This is a genomic window from Nocardioides immobilis (assembly GCF_003515065.1).
Taxonomy (GTDB): Bacteria; Actinomycetota; Actinomycetes; order Propionibacteriales; family Nocardioidaceae; genus Nocardioides; species Nocardioides immobilis.
The window spans coordinates 1-17,428 of record NZ_QXGH01000025.1; the positions used below are offsets into that span (position 1 = coordinate 1).

The 17,428-nt window shown below is 66.3% G+C and carries 18 protein-coding genes; 3 read left to right on the top strand and 15 right to left on the bottom strand.

Annotated elements, in window-relative coordinates; all coding sequences use genetic code 11:
- Positions 1–55: 55 nt before the first annotated feature.
- From D0Z08_RS19840 to D0Z08_RS19860, 5 genes are all read right to left on the bottom strand, one after another.
- A complete protein-coding gene (locus D0Z08_RS19840; protein ID WP_118927003.1) occupies positions 56–928 on the bottom strand; it encodes an ApeA N-terminal domain 1-containing protein in 873 nt (290 codons plus the stop codon).
- Positions 921–1,622, bottom strand: a complete 702-nt coding sequence (locus D0Z08_RS19845; protein ID WP_118927004.1) for a DUF4145 domain-containing protein — start codon at positions 1,620–1,622, stop codon at positions 921–923. Before D0Z08_RS19845 ends, D0Z08_RS19840 begins: the two co-directional genes overlap by 8 nt.
- 53 nt (positions 1,623–1,675) lie before the next feature.
- Complete coding sequence (locus D0Z08_RS19850; protein ID WP_118927124.1) at positions 1,676–2,239, bottom strand: recombinase family protein; 564 nt, start codon at positions 2,237–2,239, stop codon at positions 1,676–1,678.
- A gap of 156 nt (positions 2,240–2,395) precedes the next feature.
- On the bottom strand, positions 2,396–2,662 hold the full coding sequence (locus D0Z08_RS19855; RefSeq protein WP_118927005.1) for a hypothetical protein: 267 nt from the start codon (positions 2,660–2,662) through the stop codon (positions 2,396–2,398).
- Between the two features lie 562 nt (positions 2,663–3,224).
- Positions 3,225–3,617: a hypothetical protein gene (locus D0Z08_RS19860; protein WP_118927006.1), complete on the bottom strand. Its 393-nt coding sequence runs from the start codon at positions 3,615–3,617 to the stop codon at positions 3,225–3,227.
- A gap of 554 nt (positions 3,618–4,171) precedes the next feature.
- On the opposite strand from D0Z08_RS19860, the gene D0Z08_RS19865 reads away from it, so the two are divergent.
- Together D0Z08_RS19865 and D0Z08_RS19870 are read left to right on the top strand one after the other, a co-directional pair.
- Complete coding sequence (locus D0Z08_RS19865) at positions 4,172–4,681, top strand: hypothetical protein (protein ID WP_147381490.1); 510 nt, start codon at positions 4,172–4,174, stop codon at positions 4,679–4,681.
- A gap of 36 nt (positions 4,682–4,717) precedes the next feature.
- A complete protein-coding gene (locus tag D0Z08_RS19870; protein WP_118927008.1) occupies positions 4,718–5,581 on the top strand; it encodes a hypothetical protein in 864 nt (287 codons plus the stop codon).
- Positions 5,582–5,708: 127 nt separating this feature from the next.
- On the opposite strand, the gene D0Z08_RS19875 is transcribed toward D0Z08_RS19870, so the two are convergent.
- The 9 genes from D0Z08_RS19875 to D0Z08_RS19910 form a co-directional block, all read right to left on the bottom strand.
- Positions 5,709–5,993 (bottom strand): hypothetical protein, encoded by a 285-nt coding sequence (locus tag D0Z08_RS19875; protein ID WP_118927009.1) that lies wholly within the window; start codon positions 5,991–5,993, stop codon positions 5,709–5,711.
- A gap of 17 nt (positions 5,994–6,010) precedes the next feature.
- Positions 6,011–6,274, bottom strand: coding sequence for a hypothetical protein (locus tag D0Z08_RS31715; protein WP_147381491.1), 264 nt, complete (start codon positions 6,272–6,274; stop codon positions 6,011–6,013).
- A 796-nt stretch (positions 6,275–7,070) separates the two neighbouring features.
- Positions 7,071–8,147 carry a tyrosine-type recombinase/integrase gene (locus D0Z08_RS19880; RefSeq protein WP_118927010.1) on the bottom strand — a complete coding sequence of 359 codons (1,077 nt, stop codon included), beginning with the start codon at positions 8,145–8,147 and terminating at the stop codon, positions 7,071–7,073.
- A 310-nt stretch (positions 8,148–8,457) separates the two neighbouring features.
- The gene (locus D0Z08_RS19885; protein ID WP_118927011.1) at positions 8,458–10,272 is read right to left on the bottom strand and encodes a cyclic nucleotide-binding domain-containing protein; all 1,815 of its coding nucleotides are present in this window, start codon (positions 10,270–10,272) and stop codon (positions 8,458–8,460) included.
- A 49-nt stretch (positions 10,273–10,321) separates the two neighbouring features.
- A complete protein-coding gene (locus D0Z08_RS19890) occupies positions 10,322–11,557 on the bottom strand; it encodes an acyl-CoA dehydrogenase family protein (protein WP_118927012.1) in 1,236 nt (411 codons plus the stop codon).
- A gap of 20 nt (positions 11,558–11,577) precedes the next feature.
- Entirely contained in the window at positions 11,578–11,766 is a 189-nt protein-coding gene (locus D0Z08_RS19895) for a hypothetical protein (RefSeq protein WP_118927013.1), read from the bottom strand.
- A complete protein-coding gene (locus tag D0Z08_RS19900) occupies positions 11,763–12,629 on the bottom strand; it encodes a short-chain dehydrogenase/reductase (RefSeq protein WP_118927014.1) in 867 nt (288 codons plus the stop codon). Before D0Z08_RS19900 ends, D0Z08_RS19895 begins: the two co-directional genes overlap by 4 nt.
- Positions 12,626–13,561 carry an alpha/beta hydrolase gene (locus tag D0Z08_RS19905; RefSeq protein ID WP_118927015.1) on the bottom strand — a complete coding sequence of 312 codons (936 nt, stop codon included), beginning with the start codon at positions 13,559–13,561 and terminating at the stop codon, positions 12,626–12,628. Before D0Z08_RS19905 ends, D0Z08_RS19900 begins: the two co-directional genes overlap by 4 nt.
- A gap of 1 nt (position 13,562) precedes the next feature.
- Complete coding sequence (locus D0Z08_RS19910; protein ID WP_118927125.1) at positions 13,563–15,044, bottom strand: flavin-containing monooxygenase; 1,482 nt, start codon at positions 15,042–15,044, stop codon at positions 13,563–13,565.
- A gap of 85 nt (positions 15,045–15,129) precedes the next feature.
- Here D0Z08_RS19910 and D0Z08_RS19915 point away from each other — a divergent pair, with 85 nt between their 5' ends.
- Positions 15,130–16,158 carry an AraC family transcriptional regulator gene (locus D0Z08_RS19915; RefSeq protein WP_118927016.1) on the top strand — a complete coding sequence of 343 codons (1,029 nt, stop codon included), beginning with the start codon at positions 15,130–15,132 and terminating at the stop codon, positions 16,156–16,158.
- On the opposite strand, the gene D0Z08_RS19920 is transcribed toward D0Z08_RS19915, so the two are convergent.
- Positions 16,113–17,360 carry a PucR family transcriptional regulator gene (locus D0Z08_RS19920; RefSeq protein ID WP_118927017.1) on the bottom strand — a complete coding sequence of 416 codons (1,248 nt, stop codon included), beginning with the start codon at positions 17,358–17,360 and terminating at the stop codon, positions 16,113–16,115. The genes D0Z08_RS19915 and D0Z08_RS19920 overlap by 46 nt on opposite strands.
- Positions 17,361–17,428: the final 68 nt, after the last annotated feature.

Consider the following 17,428-nt stretch of genomic DNA (forward strand, 5'->3'; position numbering starts at 1 on the left):
GCTTCTACAACCACCAGCGCCGACACAGCGCGGCGGGCATGATGAGCCCGATCAACTACGAGAACACCGCGGCCCCCGACCGGGAAGCCGCATAGGGAAGCCCTCCACGATTCGGGGGGAACCACAGTCCGCCCAACTGCTCGTAGGTGAAGAGCAGGTCCGTCGAACGTGTCCGGACTGAGGCTTCCGCGCCCTCACGGTTGTTGATGAGCAGTTCGAGCGGCTTCGGAGGCGCGCCGGTGACGTCCTCGCGCGTAGCGCCGGGGTGCGTGACAACCAATGAGTGCATCCGACGCTGACGGTTCGCAGCAATCGTCACCAGGTCCTGCACTGCGCTGGCGCGCCTCAGCAGTTGGTCGAGCGGTTGGAGGTCGTCGAACTGCAACTCGAACCGCCGCGTTTGATGAATGCTGTCCTGACTTGCGTCGTCGCCACCGTCGGTTCGCCATCCGTACCGAAGCGTGACCGAGCCGAACGGCGCATCGACCGTTTCGGTAGGTATTGGATTGAGGGTGAGCGAGTACTGCATGGCGTCGGCTGGCTCATGCCGCCAGTCGCGCTCAACCGCCGTTCGTCCAATCCACTCGGGCGCTCCATCGACCTCGAACGAGATTGAGTTGAACTCCAACTCCCCGTCGTCGTCAAAGCAAGCGCCCTTGACGACCATGCCAACCGAGAGACGTTGCGTTCCACCGAACATCTGCGTGTGGACGGGGAAGCACCTGTCCAACGTCACGTAGTCGTCGTCCAGCATGCCGACGACGCGACGCGTGCCGCTGTCAGGCTCAAGAAGATTCTCGGGGACGTCTGGATTCGCATGCAGGGTCAGTTCACCACCTCCCTCGGTCGAGAAGCGCAGCGTGCCCGGGAAGCGACGGGACTCGTCGGAGGGGAGCCAAAACCATCCGAACTCAGACAGTTCATTCACCTGACGACTCCTTCAGCACCTCCGCTCGGAAGCGATGAATCTGCTCCGGCAAGACGAATAGGTAGGTAATGAGGTAGTCCAGCAAGTCGACCATCCTCCGGGCATCGTCAATTGAGGTCTCTATCTCGTCCGAAAAGTGGGCACCGAGGTTGCCCCCCTCGCGGAGAGTGTCCGACAACTCCAGCAGCGGTCGCGCCAGGGCCTCACGTTCGTTCGTCAACGCTTCGATGCGCCGCGCCAAGTTGGTCGTCTGGACGTCGGCGGGCAGCACCTTGCGAGTGATGCCCTCAAGCACCCGACGACATGTGACGGCAGTCGCCTCAGGCTCACCGATTGCCAGCACGTTTAACGCTGATTGATAAGCCTTCTTGAGGGCCGGCGAGATGACGTCATCTGGCACCAGGTCAAGGTCGGCCACGGGCGGGCGAGCCGGGTCCTCGGCATCGAAGTAGAGCCGCACATCGCCGGCCGCGACGCCGCCCAGTCGTATCAGAGAAACGGTGTCCCCGCACCGCGGGCACCTCACGTTGAGCGGCTGGCCTCGGACGGCATGCAGATTCGAAGCGTCACCCGGCACGAACGTCACCGACTTGCGGCAGACGGGACACACACTGTCGATGGCGACGGGGACCACATGACCGGTGGGTCCGTTGGCCCAGGAGACGACCGAGGTCGCGGGTAGTTGGTACACCATCTGAACCCTAGAGGCCGCCTAGTTTGCCCGCCCCAGAATCGCCAAGCGTCGCGTCACGGATTCGCAAGCGCCGAGTAGAGCGTCTGCCGACTCACACCCAGGTCCCGAGCAACCGCAGCCTTGGGAATGCCCAACTCCACGCGCTCGCGAGCCTCGGTCACCTGTTCGGTGGTCAGGGCCGGCTTGCGACCCTTGTAGACGCCACGAGCCTTGGCGAGTGCGATGCCCTCAGCCTGGCGCTCGCGAATCAGCGACCGCTCGAACTCAGCGATACCTCCGAGGATGGTCAGCATGAGTTGGCCGATGTTGTCGGACCTGTCGCCCGAGAACGTCAGACGCTCTTTCAGGAACTCCACCGTGACCCCGCGCTCGGTCAGCGTCTTGACGAGCGTCAATAGGTCAACTGTGTTGCGTGCGAGTCGGTCCATGCTCGGGACACGCAACGTGTCACCTTGACGGACGTAGTCGAGGGCAGCGTTCAACTCAGGGCGATTGGCGTTCTTGCCGCTCGCTTTGTCGATGAACAGGCGGTCGCAACCTGCCAGCGACTCAACCTGTCGAGCCTCGTTCTGCGAAATGCTCGAAACCCGCCCGTAGCCAACAACCTGTCCAGTCATGTCTAGACCCTCCGACACTTGCGTCTAACAAGTCCTGACCAGACTCTTGTTAGACACTATTTCAGGCGGAGGTATGGTGTCAAGTTAGTGTGTACCTCAGTTAGACGGTCGAGGGGCCTTCCTTTGTGGAGCCGACCTGCCCGACGCGCTCTGCCGCTAACCAGCATCGTCGATGTCTTCGATGGCGTCCGCCAACGAGCGCAGGACGCTGACGGCATCCATGTCAGGAACCCCCTCAGCGGTTATAAGCCTCATCGGGACGTGAACATTGATGTTTGCCTCTGTGGTGTCGCCGATGACGTTTCGGTCTATCTGATAGTCCGTGAAGCCGACCAACTGCAACGCGCCTTCGATGCGTGAGTAGTCGACCACCTTGGGCCACGTGACGACTACGCCTGCGGTACCACCAAGCAAGTTCGCCATGGTTACCCCACCTCCCGAAGTCTGGCTGAGCGCCGCCCTGTGAATCAGCCCGGTTGCCACGTCACGCTATCGGAATGGCTGCGTGTATTGGCCTACCGCTGCGACGATGCGCGCATGACCGACCAAGACCTAACAGGGGAGCGGGAGCAGCGAGTCGCTGCGCTTCTCGAGGATTGCGTTCGCGAGGAGGTGCGAGTCGTCAACGGGATGTTCGACCTGAACCTCAGTAGCGAAGCCATGGAGGCTCTTGTGCGGGGAGTCGCGTCCGGAGTGCTGCACGGCTTCACTGTCGATTGGTCACCTGGGTGGGCGAAAGACCCAGGTCAGGTGCATCGGTGGGAGGAGGCCGGCCAGTTCTTTGCGCGGTGCGGTGTTTGTCTTTTGGACTCTCCGCCCTCGCCGAATGAACTAGCCGCTGTGACTTGGGCGCAGAATCACGAGGACTCTCACGGGACGCTCACGACCTCCCGATAGATGCTCGCTGTACCTCACCTGGCCACGCCCAACGCTTCAGCGAGCGACTACGAAGCGAACGCAGGTCGTGTGCTTGGCAGGCCGCGTCTCAGGATGGCGGAGGCTGAAACCGGCGATGCTGCTCCCGCTGCTGATGCTGCTGCTCCCATTGGTAACGCTGCTGTTCGCTCTGCCAGCGTTGAAAGCGCTCGCGTTCCTCACGCTCCCTGTCCGCTGCCGACGGACCGAGCAAGAGCATCAGTAAACCGCCAACCAAGGCCACTACGCCAACGAGACCGCCGATGCCGACTCGGACGACACTCTGCTCCTGGCACTGTTGGGACAGGTACAGGTCTGTGCCGTCGTCGTACCCGAACATGCCGATGACTGGCGGGCCGCAGTCTGCATCCGTCCCGAAGACGCTCACAGATGTCGGCAGAAGCAAGAGCACGAGACCCACGATGAAGCCCACGACGAGAGTCAAAGCGCCCGCGACCTTCACGCGACTCAGGCTATCTGTTGTTTTGGCTATGCCGCTCGGCGTGCTCCGTTCGGCGACCCTGAGCGACCGGACTGACTACGCTTCCGGGATGCGTCTCGGTGCTCTCTGTCTCGGTTTGGCCTTGCTTCTATACCCCTGCCGGCCTCTGCTCATCACGACCCATACTGGGGTGACACGTCGAGACAAGTCGCTAACCACATCGGCTGCAAGAGGTTCCATGGGCAGGAGCGAGGGGACGCGTACCACTACACAGGCGTCTGCTATCTGAGGGGCAAGCGTGTCAACGTCATCACGTTCAGTGGTGCCCGCCAGCAGCGCGCGTGGAACGACTTTGCGCGGGCCGCTTTCGGGTCGAGGTTCTACTGGGCCAACGGGACCGGCGCGGTAGTAGTGGCCAGGAACGGCAATCGGCCAGCGGCACGCATCGGTGCTCGCCGTCTACCTGGCGACGTTAGGCATGGCTAGCCGGCTTCGTCCTGGGTCGTCCTGTAACTGAGTTGGACGCCGCACGCCGTAACCCGGCGCCCCACTTTGTCTGCGCCTAGAGTGCGCTTGTGACAGCCCGAATCCCCGTGTTTTTGTCGGCTCCGACCGCGCTTAGCCCGGCACAACAGGCGTCCTACGACAGCGTACGACTGCTGCTCGGAGACGAGGACCTCGAACCTCGCGCGCTCGGCCGCACAGACTTCGGAGTCGACTACCCCCTCAAAGAGGTCTACGCCATAGCCAGGCATTGCTCCGGCGGCGTCATTCTCGGGTTCACTCAGATGCGTGCCGAGCGACTGACTGTGAAGCCGGGCACCAGCGCGAGCCATGTTCTGGAACACGTCCCGATGCCAACACCGTGGAACAACTTGGAAGCGGGCCTGCTGTTTGGCTTGAAGGTGCCACTCATGGTCTTTCGCGAGGACGGCATTCATGGCGGCATCTTCGACCCAGGCGTTAGCGAGGTGTTCGTACAGCAACTTCCCGGTGATACGCCGACTGACGATGAACTGGCGGTCATGAGGTCAACCGTCAAGAACTGGTCGGGCAAGGTTCGTCAGCACTACAAGCAGTACTGAGTCTGGTTCGGCGGTCTGTTGGTCGACACTTGCAAGATGGCGGACGACGACAGTTCAGACGACCGAAGGCAGCCCGCTGAGTTGCTGCGACTGATGAGCGAGCACCCCGGCATGGAGGCGGTCCAACTCGGTCAGGGCGTGCGTCGAAGCCTCGAAGCCGTGCGCGGCAACGCTGACGAGTTGGTGCGATGGATTGACCTGCTCAACCAGGGCAACGCCGGCATGCTCATCATGGCCCAGGGCGGCATCGTGGAGCCGGGGGATGGCATCACCGAGTACCTGGACGAGTTGAGCCGGCTCTGGCACAACTTCATCGCGTCAGCCATGACCCTCGTAACTCACGTGACCCGCGTGCGGAAAAAGCAGTCCGCCGAGTTCCAGGCTGCGTACGACCAGGCTCGGCAGGAGTTGCTGAGCGACCCCGTAGTTGCGTTCGTGCAGGGCTTGCGCAACTACTGGCTCCACAAGTGGACCCCGTCCAACTTCGTGCGGATGAAGTTCGGCCGCGACGCGCCCCTGACCTACGTGGTGGGCTGCGCGTCCGACGCGCTATTGGAGGAGTGGGAGTGGACAGCGCCGCAACGCGTCTACCTTCAAGAACGAGACGAGTTTGTACTTCGCGACTCAGTCATCGAGTACGTCGAGCACATCGACCACTTCTACGAATGGTTCAAGGAGGCGTACCACGCCGAGCATGCTGAGGCGTTCGAGTCGCTGACGGCGTTAGAGGGGGAGTATGACGAGCAAGTACCTCAGCCGGCGCCCGTGTTCGGTGACCACTTGCCCTACTCGGAGGAGACGCTGAGGGCGGTCCTGCTGGCGGGGCATGAGCCAGCGCCACGGCTCTGGAAGCGCGTTTCGATGCGGCTGCGTTCTAGAAGCAGGAGACGGCGAAAGTAGGCCCGAGCCGCGCATCGCTTGATGATGACACTCGGAGTCGTCTGCCGAATCTCAGAGCAGTAGAGAGGCCTCGCAGCGTCCTGGGAGGCCTCTCCCGGCCCGAGTCACCCTGTAGGGGGTAAGTCCGTCAGTCCATCTCGGCGTGACGACGTTCCACGATGACGAAGCCCGTCATGTAGGGACTCGGGTCGTCCAACTCATCAGGGTCGTAGTGCCAGACGTACTCGTCTGTTCGGTAGTCGGTGTAGATGAAGTCATCGACCACCCAGGAGTCCGGCCCGTCGGCTACGTCCTGCCATCCGACCACATTCTCCACAACCAACCGAGCCCCGTCGGACTCCCTGTTAAGGGCATCGGCCATGAACTCGTCTCGAGTTCGGTGCTCGCCTTCCCAGTCCCAAGGCTGGGGCATGCCTGCTGTTGTGCTCCTCATGACGCACCGACCACGGTGAACGCCACAACCCACTTGCCGGGAGCGACCTGCATGAGAGGTAAGCCCCTGCTCTCCACCAGAGCCTTGGCGGTGCTTCCTGGAGTGTCTGCCCACTCGGCGGTGTCTCCTGAGTGGAACAGCATGCAAACGTCGTTCGCGCTCAGGTGTCCCAGCGGCACTGACCTGCAGGCCTCTTCGTACTGTTTCTCTCGTAGGACCTCGGGCTTGTTGCCCTCAATCCATCTCTGTACTTCGTTCATCTGCGTTTCCTCTTTCTCCGCCTGCGGCGGTACCGGCTACGCCGGTAGTGATTTTTGGTTTTTCCATGTGTCTCCTTCTCTTAACTTTGTTCACTTGCTTAACAAGCCTGCGAAGCAGGCCCGCGCCGAAGGCGCGTCGTAGGAGGTGAATCTGTTTTTGGGTACGGCAATCTACGGGTGTCACCCTCAACGGTGAGGATGTTCGGACTCCACTCACAGAGCGCCCGGAATGCCAATCGGTCACTGTCTATGCTCTGCTGTCGCTCAGACCCTCTGGGACGCCATGCCGCCCAGCGGTTTCCTCACACCGGCTCTCGTAGTATCTCGCCGGAGGCAGACAGGCTCTTGCTGCTAGGGAGACAACCCCATCACCTGCCGTCGTCGTGGTCCTGCCGTTGCTGGCTCGCCACAATGCCCTCCGCCCAGGTGCAAGACCCAGGCTTCGCGCTGTCCTTCTCGGGACATGAAAATGCCCCTGCAGGGGAAACCGGACCTAGCAGGGGCTGGACGACTGATACGACGGTCAGTCGCGACTCGTGGGTGTCGTGCAGCAGCCTTTCGACTCGGTTTCAACTACTACTAACAATAGTAGCACACTGGTTTTACTTTGTCAACGGCGAACGCGCCCTCACGCGCGCGCGAGGGACCGTCCAGCGGGAGATGGCGCATCCTTGGGACGAGCCTCGTGCAGCCTGGTTTTTAGCGGCGGCACTCGGAGCCGTGCCCATTTTTCGAGGCCGGCCTGACGGCTGTGAAGGCGCCTCAGGCATGTCGACCACACCCCCTGGCTGTGCCCTCAGGACTCAACCGACGCCTGGCTGGTGATGATGCGTTCGTTCAGCATGTCGAGGATGTGCGTGTCGTCGGTCGGAAAAAACTTGGCGTAGGTGTTCAGAGTGAACGCAGCGTCCGTGTGGCCAGCCCATGCCTTAACTCGCGGTAGGTCTACGCCTGCACGAATCCAGTGACTGATGGCCGTATGCCTTAGGTCGTGCACTCGGCACGTGATGCCTGTCCTCCTCAGTGCCGTGGCGAACGGGCGACGATTGAAGGCTCGAGGATTTACCTGCGCCCCGGTAGTCGTGGTGAAAACCCAAGGCGCACTAAGTCCGGCTCTGTGACTTCTCAGCGCCTCCGTGACGTGGTGGGGGAGCGGCACCGTTCTGCGCGCGGCAGCGGTCTTCGGGACAGTCAATTGCAATCCGTGTCCTGCGACCTCCGACGCGGTGTGCGTGACGACGACTTGACTGCGGTCGGCGTCGACATTCGACCAGCGCAACGCGCATGCTTCGCCGATGCGAAGCCCTGAGTAAGCGAGAAAGATGACCAGAGCGCGGTACTGAGGATTGATGGCGTCAGCCAGCCGAGCAATCTCATCGTGGTCAAGCACCCGCATCGGGTCGCGCTCGACCTGAGGCAGATTGACGCCCACGCAGGGCGTCTCCCGTAGGTAGCGAGCGACGACGGCCGCTTTCATGGCGCTCGCGAAGTCCTTGTAGCAGGCGATGATGGTGCTGCTGCTAAGCCTGTCTTCCCGCACCTGCTCAGCAACCCAGGTCTGCACCTCGGGCTGGCGGATGCGGTCTAGAGTCCAGTCGTCCCATCGGCTGATGTGGTTGACGTACAGACTCCGAGAGGTAGCGAGCGTTGCAGGCTTCAAGTTGACCCGCCCACGCATCCAGATGGGCCACCACTCTCGGAAGAGGACGCGTCCCATCACGGGGTCAATCGCATTCCCTGCGCGAGTCTCCGCCTCTACCTTGGCCTTGTGGTCGAGAGCATGTGCGTGGACGGTGAACGTCTTCTGGCGGCTGCTGCCGCCCACACGCCAGCGCACGACCCACTTGCCCTTGCGCTTGTCGATTGACGCCATGTACTCATTGTCTCACGTCAAGGGGACTATGGCTGTACGCCGCAACACAAGTGCAACACGCCGTAGCCTTGACGGGAGCACGACACGTCACCTGGCGTCTGACCAGGGCGAACGTCCGTGATTATCACGAATATGCCTGTGACCTGCAAAAACGCGAACTTGTCCGCTCCTTTTTGATGGCCCTTCCAGAGCCTCTGAAGGCACGTACACATCTCTGGGGGTCAAGGGGTCGCAGGTTCAAATCCTGTCAGCCCGACCGATCGAACCGGCTCTGACCTGCGGAAACGCGGATCAGGGCCGGTTTCGCGTGCTACCCGAACAGGGTACGGCGGATCCGGGTCCGCAGGTCGGTGCCAGTGTCCTGGAGCTCGGCGATGCGGGCTGCTCGGCGCAGGAGGCGCGCCTCCATCACCTCCGCCAGCTCGTCGACCCACTCCGGGTGCGCCTGCACCAGTGGGAGGTACGCCTGGCGGCCGATCTCGAAGACCAGGGTCTCCTCCACCGAGCGCACGGTCGCGGCCCGCGGAGCGCCGGTCAGCAGCGCCATCTCGCCCACCACGTCACCAGGTCCCATCGTCTCCACCAGCCACTCGCGACCGTCGGGCTCGCGCCGGCGTACCTCGACCGCGCCCTCGGCGACGAGGAACAGGGAGGTCCCGCGGTGACCTTGGACGACGAACCGCTGCGTCGGTCCGAAGAAAAGCGGTCGGGCGCCGACGGCGAGCTCGTGCAGCTGGTCCCGGTCCAGCATCCGGAAGACCGCCACCTCGCCCAGCAGGTCTTCGATCTCCTGGGTGGTGGGGGCCTCGGCCACGGCCGGCTCAGGGATCAGCAGGTCAGGGCCGAGACCGTCCTGTCGCTGGAGGACGGCCACCCGAGCCGGGTCGGCCCCGAGACTGTGCAGGAGGCTCACCGCGCGAGGGATGCACTCGGGCCCGGCGTGGTCCATCAGCTCCCGCCCCTTGGCCCAGTCGGCGACCTGGTTCATCGAGGTGCGGTACTGGTCGCACGCGGTGGGGTAGACGCCGCTCGCCCCGGCGAACCCGAGGCGCCGCCACAGGACGGCTTCGCGCGCCGCCGCCGGCAGGAACCCGAGCTCGGGGAAGCCGGCCGCGACCGATCGGAGCACGGCCCGCTCGGCGTCCCTGAAGACTCGCTGCCACGTCTCCTGCGCGTTGAACCGGTTGGGTCCGGCCAGCTCGATCGCGTGCTTGAGGTCCTCGTGATGGGCGTGGAGGAACAGCAGGGTCGCGTCGCGCTTGCGCAGCAGGTTCAGACCCGAGACCGGTCCCAGCCGCGGCGTACCGAAGCGAGCGAAGCTGAGGTCGCGCTTCTTCCACACCGCTCGCCAGGCGCTCGGGTCGATCCGCGCACGAATCTCGGCGAAGTGCCCACCCGTCTCCAGGGCAGCGCGCTCGTCGGGTTCGAGCAGGTCGCCGACGTCGTCCTTGACGGCCTCGATGATCCCGAGGCAGGTGAGGAGCTCGAGGTAGACGCCCACACGCAGCAACCAGACGGGATCGGTCAGGTGGTCCTTCTTGCCGACGATGTCGGCCTCGAGAGCGTCGGCGTAGCTCGCGACCTTCTGGGTGCCGATGAGGAGGACCGGGTACCACGGGTGATAGTCGACGCCGGGGCTCGCGACGCCCGCGGCCCGGGCTTGCCGTTCGGTGTCCGGCCCCACCAGCCGGTCCATGATCCGCTGGTACAGCGACCCGAGCAGCCGGACGTCGCAGACGTCGAGGCAGGTGGCGTCGGCTGCCAGTAGCTTGCCCTGGTCCACGGCACGGACCGTGACCTGCGCCTGCCGGAGCAACCCTGCCGTGAAAGTGAGGTCGACGCCGGCGAAGTCGACGTCGGGATGCAGGACGACCCGCTCGCGGACCCCGCCCGAACGAGGCACCGGCCGACGGTCCCAGCGGCCGATCGGCGCGCCGTCGAGGGTGACGGTCGCCTCGAGGGACGTCGTCTCAGGCAGGTCGGAGGTCTCGACGAGGATGACGGCCGTGTTGGTACGCCGACCGTCGGTGACCAGGGCAGCCCGGTCGCTCGACCCGAAGCCGGGCCAGCGATCCTCGTCCGTGGGCCGGCGTCCCGGGAGGAACGGCACGACTGCCAGGTGCATGACCCGAGCGTTGCAGGCCCGGGGTCCGCGCGACCGGGGAACGCGAAAGTCAGCCGCTCTCAGCCCGGCCCAGCAGGCCCTTGGCGACGTGGGTGATCTGGACCTCGTTGCTGCCGGCGTAGATCATCAGCGACTTCGCATCCCGGGCGAGCTGCTCGACCGGGTACTCCGACATGTAGCCGTTGCCGCCGAAGAGCTGGACCGCCTCCATCGCCACCTCCGTTGCCGCCTGGGAGGAGTAGACCTTCATCGCCGACGCCTCGGCCAACGCGGGCTGCTTGCCGTCCTTGGCCATCTCGAGGGTCCGGAAGACCATGTTCTGCACGTTCACCCGAGCGATCTCCATGTGGGCGAGCTTCAGCTGGATCAGCTGGTAGTCGGCGATGGGGTGGCCGAACTGGATCCGCTCCTTGGCGTACCTCGTGCACACGTCGAGACACTCCTCGATGATGCCGAGGCTCATCGAGGCGACACCGGTGCGCTCGGCGACGAAGCCGTTCTTGGCCGAGTCGCGACCGTCGCCCCCTTCGTGGTCCTCGGTCTCCCCGAGCAGGCGGTCCCTGCCGAGCCGGACGTCGTCGAAGAAGAGCTCGCCGGTCGGGGAGGAGTGGAAGCCCATCTTGCGGAAGGGCTTGCCGCGGGTGAACCCCTCCATGCCGGCGTCCAGGACGAAGGTCAGGATCTTGCGGTCGTGCGTCTCCACCCCGGGCTCGTCGAGCTTGGCGTAGACGACGGTGGTGTCGGCGTACGGGCCGTTGGTGATGAACGTCTTCTGCCCGTTGAGGACGTACTCGTCACCGTCGCGCCGGACGTAGGTCTTCATCGCGCCGAACGCGTCGGAGCCGGATCCGGGCTCGGTGAGGGCCCAGGCGCCGATCTTCTCGAGGGTGACGAGCGCCGGCAGCCAGCGCTCCTTCTGGGCGAGGGTGCCGCGCGCCAGGATCGTCGCCGCGGCGAGGCCGAGGCTCACGCCGAAGCAGCCGACGAGACCGGGGGAGACCCGGCACAGCTCCTTGACGAGGATGACCCCCATCCCGCCCTGGTCGCCGCCACCGGTCAGCGAACCGGCTGCCCGGTCGCCGCCGGACCGCTCCTTGTCGAGCATCGTCGCCAGGGCGTCGGATGCCATCGCGTCGATTCCGAACGTCGTCCAGAGCTTGCGGAGCACGTCGTACGGCGGAGTGTCGCCGAACTCGAGCTCCTCGCGACGTGGCCGGACCTCGGCGTCGACGAACTGACGCACCGCGTCCTGGATCGCGAGCTCCGTCTCGTTCCAGGCGTACATGGCTGCTCCCTCGGCCAGGTCTACGGCGCCTGGCTGGTGCCACCCTGGACGACGAGGTGCCGCTGGTCAACGAGCACCCGCGCTCCGGAGCTGCGAAGCCGGTCGGGCGTACGGCGGCACGCGTCGGCCAGCCAGCTGACGGTCACCGCGATGACCGGGATCCAGATCGGGATGAGCATGAAGGCGTAGACGCCGACCAGGGTGATCATCGGGAGATCCCGTCGCGGGAGGAGAGGGTGATCTGTCGCTTGTCGGCGTCGCGGAGGATGCCCTGGATCGTGGCATTGCGTTCCGTCCGGCGATCGAGCAGCGGGTTCAGCAGGCCACGCAGGACCGAGTAGACCGTCCAGCGCCTGGGCGCGATGATCCGCGGTGCACGGTCCTCGATGCCGTCGGCGACCGCCTTGCCGGCCTGCGCCGCGGTGAGGCGTCGCCGTAGGAACGACGGGAAGGTCGCCTCGAAGCGCTGTGCGACCGAGCTCGCGAAGCCTTCCTGGACCATGGCCGTGTCGACGAAGCCGAAGTACGCGACGCTCGCCGAGGCCCCGTGCTGGGCAAGCTCCCCGCGCAACGCCCGGCCGAACTGCTCGACCGCCGCCTTGGACATGGCGTACGGCGCCAGCATCACGCCGTTCACGAACGCGTAGACCGACGCGACGACGATGACCTGGCCCTTGTTCTCGACGACCTGGGGCAGTGCGGCGTGCACGGTCCGGTAGACGCCGAGTGCATTGACATCGAGGACCCGTTCGAAGAGGGCTGGGTCCATCGCTCGCACGGTGGCGGGCGCGGGTGCGATACCGGCGTTGGCCATCACGATGTCGACCCGTCCGAACGCATCGACAGCGCGTGCGACCACGTCCTGCATGGCGCCGATGTCGGTGACGTCGGCGCCGATGCCGATGGCTCGGGCGCCGAGCTCCTCGGCCGCGAGGATCGTGGCCTCCGGGTCGAGGTCGACGAGCACGACGCTGGCGCCACGCTCGTAGAGGTGTCGCGCGGTGGCGAGACCGATGCCCTGGGCGCCGCCGGTGACCAGCGCGACCTTGTCGGCGAGGGAGTACTTGCTCACGAGGATGCCTTCTCGTTGGAGCGGTGGGAGGGGACGGCGAGGTGCCGGTCGAGGAACGCGAGCTGGTCGGACAGGAGCTGCTGCTGGACGGGGCCGTCGTAGACGTCGAAGTGGTCCGCGGGATAGGCGCGAGCCTCGCCGTGCCGCCCGGCGCGTGCGGCGGTCCGCATCGCCGACGCCGGCGGGACCACCGAGTCACGTTCGCCGACCTGCACCAGCAGCGGGGCGCGCAGCCGTTCGGCGAAGCGGATCGGGCGGTTGAAGGCCACCTCGAGGGCGACCCGTGCGCAGACCTCGTTGCGCCAGGTGGGACCCGCCAGTGCCATGTAGCCCTCGAGCGCCCCCGGCCCGGCCAGGACCGCGGTCGTCCCGGGCTCCCCGACCACGGGGATGTGGTGCGGGGCGCGGCCGAGCAGGGCACGCACGGCGTCGCGGAGGCCGTGCGTGACGAGCGGCGCCAGCCTGCGCACGCCGCCGTGCCGGAACATGGCAACCAGGGCGGCCAGGCCGTCCATGGCCGGCGTCATCGACACGATGGCTGCGATCCGCCCGTCCGCCACCGCCACCGGCACGACGTGCCCGCCGGAGTACGACGTGCCCCAGAGCACGAGCCGCTCGGGGTCGACGCCGTCGAGGTGCCGCGCCGCCGCGATGGCGGCGGCGTAGTCGGCGCGCTGTCGGCGGAAGGAGACGTGTTGTCGCGGCGTGCCGTCCGAGTCGCCGAATCCGCGGTAGTCGAAGAGCAGTACGTCGAGACCGGCGGCGGCGAACCCCTCGGCGAACCCGAGGAGCCCGGTGTCGCGGGTGCCTCCGAAGCCGTGGGCCATGACCACGCAGGGTCGGCCGCTCTCGGTGGCGAACGCGTCGCCGCGGCCGTTGAGGTGCCAGGCCGCGCACGCAACGTCGTCGCTGAAGAAGGTGACGGGGGACATGTCAGCCGACCCTGGCCAGTGCCGGCCGGCGCGCTTCGAACTGCAGGTGACCATCCTCGATGGGGTCGTCCTGGAGCATCTTGCAGTCGTGGCCGTAGTCCATCGTGACCTTCCACGGGCCGCGCGAGCCCTGGCGCGGAAGGGTGTGCTTGGCGCGCTGCACGTAGCCGGACTGAAGCGCGTCGAGGATGCCCCCGCCGTCCGCCGAGGCATCGTCGTCGCGGGGCGTCGCGACGGCGTACCCGTTGTCCTCCATGTGCGCCAGGAGCCGACAGATGTACTCGCCCGCGATGTCGGACTTCAGCGTCCACGGCGCGTTGGTGTAGCCGAAGATCCAGGCCAGGTTGGGAACGTCCTCGACGAGCACGGCCTTGTAGGTCAAGCCGTCGTGGAGCTCGCGCGGCTCACCGTCGACGGTCAGCTTCAGGCCGCCGAGCATCTGCACCTGCAGCCCGGTGGCGGTGACGATGATGTCCGCCTCGAGCTCCCGTCCGGACTTCAGCTTGATCCCGGTCTTGGTGAACGTGTCGATCTGGTCGGTGACGACCGACGCCTCGCCGGCCTTCAGGGCGTTGAACAGATCGCCGTCCGGGACGGCGCACAGCCGCTCGTCCCAGGGCATGTAGGCCGGCGTGAAGTTGGCCATGTCGACGCTGGGCCCGACCTGGCGGCGGACGTGCGCGAGCAGGAAGCGACGCATCATCGTGGGCCAGCGGCGGCAGGAGACGTAGATGGCGCGCTGGAGGGCGATGTTGCGCTTGCGGGCGAGCCGGTTCACCAGCTTCTCCGGGAGGAACCTGTTCAGCACCGCAGAGATCTTGTCGAACGCCGGCACCGCGAAGATGTACGACGGCGACCGCTGCAACATGGTCACGTGCTCCGCCGTACCGGCCATCGAGGGCACCAGGGTGACGGCGGTGGCGCCGCTTCCGATGACGACGACCTTCTTGCCCGCGTAGTCGAGGTCCTCCGGCCAGAACTGCGGGTGGATCTGCTGGCCGTCGAACTGGTCGGACCCGGGGAAGGTCGGCAGGAACCCGGCGTCGTGGTTGTAGTAGCCGGTGGCGCTCACCAGGAAGCCGCAGGTGTAGGTGAGCTTCTCGCCGGTCGCCTCCCGCACGGCGGTGACCGCCCAGCGGGCCTCGTCGCTCGACCAGTCGGCCGCCACGATCTTGAGGCCGTAGTGGACCTTCTCGTCGATGCCGTGCTCCGCCGCGGTGTCGGAGATGTAGTCGCGGATCGCCGCGCCGGGGGCCAACACCTTGTAGTCGACCCAGGGCCGGAACTTGTAGCCGAAGGTGAACATGTCGGAGTCCGACCGGATGCCGGGGTACCGGAACAGGTCCCAGGTTCCGCCCAGCCGCTCGCGGCGCTCGAGCACGGCGATGGTCTTGTCGGGGTGCTGGCTCGCGATCTGGCAGGCCGTGCCGATGCCGGACAGGCCGGCGCCGATGATGATGACGTCGAAGTCGTGGTTGGTCATGACTCCAGGGTCCGCGCCGAAGGCATTGCAGGTCTTGACGGACAAGGACATACTTTTGTCATTTCCGGACACGAGCGGAGGCGCGATGGGCAGCTTGCTCCGCGCCACCAACCTGTGGGGCTACCAGAGCCTCGTGCGGGAGCTCGGCGGCCAGCCGGAGTCCCTCCTCTCGCGCTTCCACATCCCGCCCGGCATCGAGAACGAGGAGGAGGAGGCGTTCATCTCGCTGGGCGCGGCACTCCGACTGCTGGCCGCCAGCGCCGAGGAGCTGTCATGCCCCGACTTGGGGCTGCGCCTGTCACGCTGGCAGGGCCTGGGCATCCTCGGGCCGGTCGCGGTGATCGCCAGGAATGCCGAGACCGTGCAGGACGGGATGGAGGCGGTGGCGCGCTACCTCTACGTGCACTCACCCGGCCTCAAGCTGACGGTGGAGCCGCACGGCCCCGGGACCGACGTCAGGTTCACCTACGAGATGGTCGAGCCGCACGTCCCCGACATGCGCCAGGGTTACGAGCTGAGCCTGGCCAATGCCAGCCAGATCATCCGGCTCCTGGGTGGGCCGGAGGCGCGCCTCGGCGCAGTGTCATTCCTGCACGACCGCCTCGGCCCGGCAGCGTCGTACGACGAAGCGCTCGGCTGTCCCGTGCAGTTCGGTCAGACCTGGTGCGGGTTCGTCGTACCCGCTGATCTGGCGGGCCGTCCGATCGACAGCGCTGACCCGGAGACCCGAAGGATCGCGACGAAGTACCTCGAAGCCAACTACCTGCCCGCCACCGCCGGCATGGCGGAGCGGGTGGCGGAGCTGGCCCGCCGGCTGCTGCCGACCGGACAGTGCACCGCGGACGCCATCGCCGACCAGCTCGGGATGCACGTGCGGACCCTCCGGCGCCACCTGACGGCGGATGGGATCGGCTGTCACGAGGTCATCGACCGGGAGCGTCGGGCGCAAGCGGCGCGGTACCTCGCGGAGCCCCGGCTCCAGATCAGCCAGGTCGCGGCCCTGCTCGGGTATGCCGAGCAGAGCACCCTCAACCGGTCGTGCCGACGATGGTTCGGGATGACCCCCCGTCAGTACCGCGCCATGCTCACCGGCGGTCCGAAGAGCGACACGTAGCGAAGGGCGACCTCGACCTTGGCGGCGTTGTCGGTCAGCGGATGGCCGAGCAGCTCCTCGGCCCGCGCGAGCCGGTAGCGCACCGTGTTCTTGTGGACGAAGAGCAGGTCTGCGGTGGCTTCGACGTTCTGCCGCTGGCTCAGGTAGGCCAGGGCGGTCTCTCGCACCGGAGCGAGGTTCTTGTCCGCGCCGAGCAGCGGCCCGACCTCCCGCTGGACCATCCGCGCGAGCATCGGCTCGTCGGTGGACAGCAGGCAGAGCAGCTCCACGTCGGCGAACTCGACGACGGCCGGTGCCCGGGCCGCGGCCAGGCAGAGGCGCTGTACGGCGGCCGCCTCGGCGTGACCCGCGCGGAACCCGGCGACGGCGGGCTGCGGCGTCCCCACGGCGACGTGGGCGTGCAGCTCCTCGACGTCGGCAGCCAGCTCCTTGAGCGCGGCGGCGTCGGGGCGGGTCGGCGTCGCGACCCAGCACCAGACGTCGTGGGTCGAGATGGGGAGTGCCAGCGGGCGGGGGGCGCCGAGCAGCTGCGCCGCCCGGGCCGCAAGGTCGAGGAGCGGCTGCGAGCCCTGCCCGCGCGCGTCGCTGTCCCAGAGCACCAGCGCGGTCTGCCACTGGTTCAGCGGGTGGGCGAGGTCCCGCGACGCCGCATCGCTGTCGGCGGCCGGGTCGTCGAGCACCTCCTTGATCAGCTGCGAACGACGGATGAGAGCGCCCTCGGCGAGCAGCTGTCGTTCCTCGTAATAGGTCGCGATCAGGGTCTCGACCGAGTCGTCCAACCACTGCACCGCGCGGTTCCACAGGAGCTTCAGCGCCTGGTCGGGGGGCGGGTCCTGGTCGCCGAGTCGGTCGGTGACGTCGGTGAAGATCTCGAACACGGTGGGGTAGACGGTCCGGTAGACCTTGAGCAGGACGCCGAGGTCCTGGCCGCGACGAGCGAGGGACCGGGCCAGGTTGCCGGCGGGCCCGGGCAGCTCGAACTCGTAGGAGCGCGGCAGCCGGGCGAGGAACGCTTCCCACTGGGAGAACGAGCTCGCGGCGAGGTCCCGCCGCAGGGTCGGGTCCGCCGCGATCTCGGGGATCGCCGCCACGATGCTCTCGTCGACCCGGCGCGCGAATCCGCGGACGACGTCGTCGGCGCCGACCGTGGCGGCGTACTCGCGCACCCACGCCTCGAGGTCGCTGGCGGAGAAGTCAGCCACCGTTCACCTCCCGCCGATCGGTGACGGTCGCCACGCTGGTTGGACCTGGACACAATGCTCCACCGCAA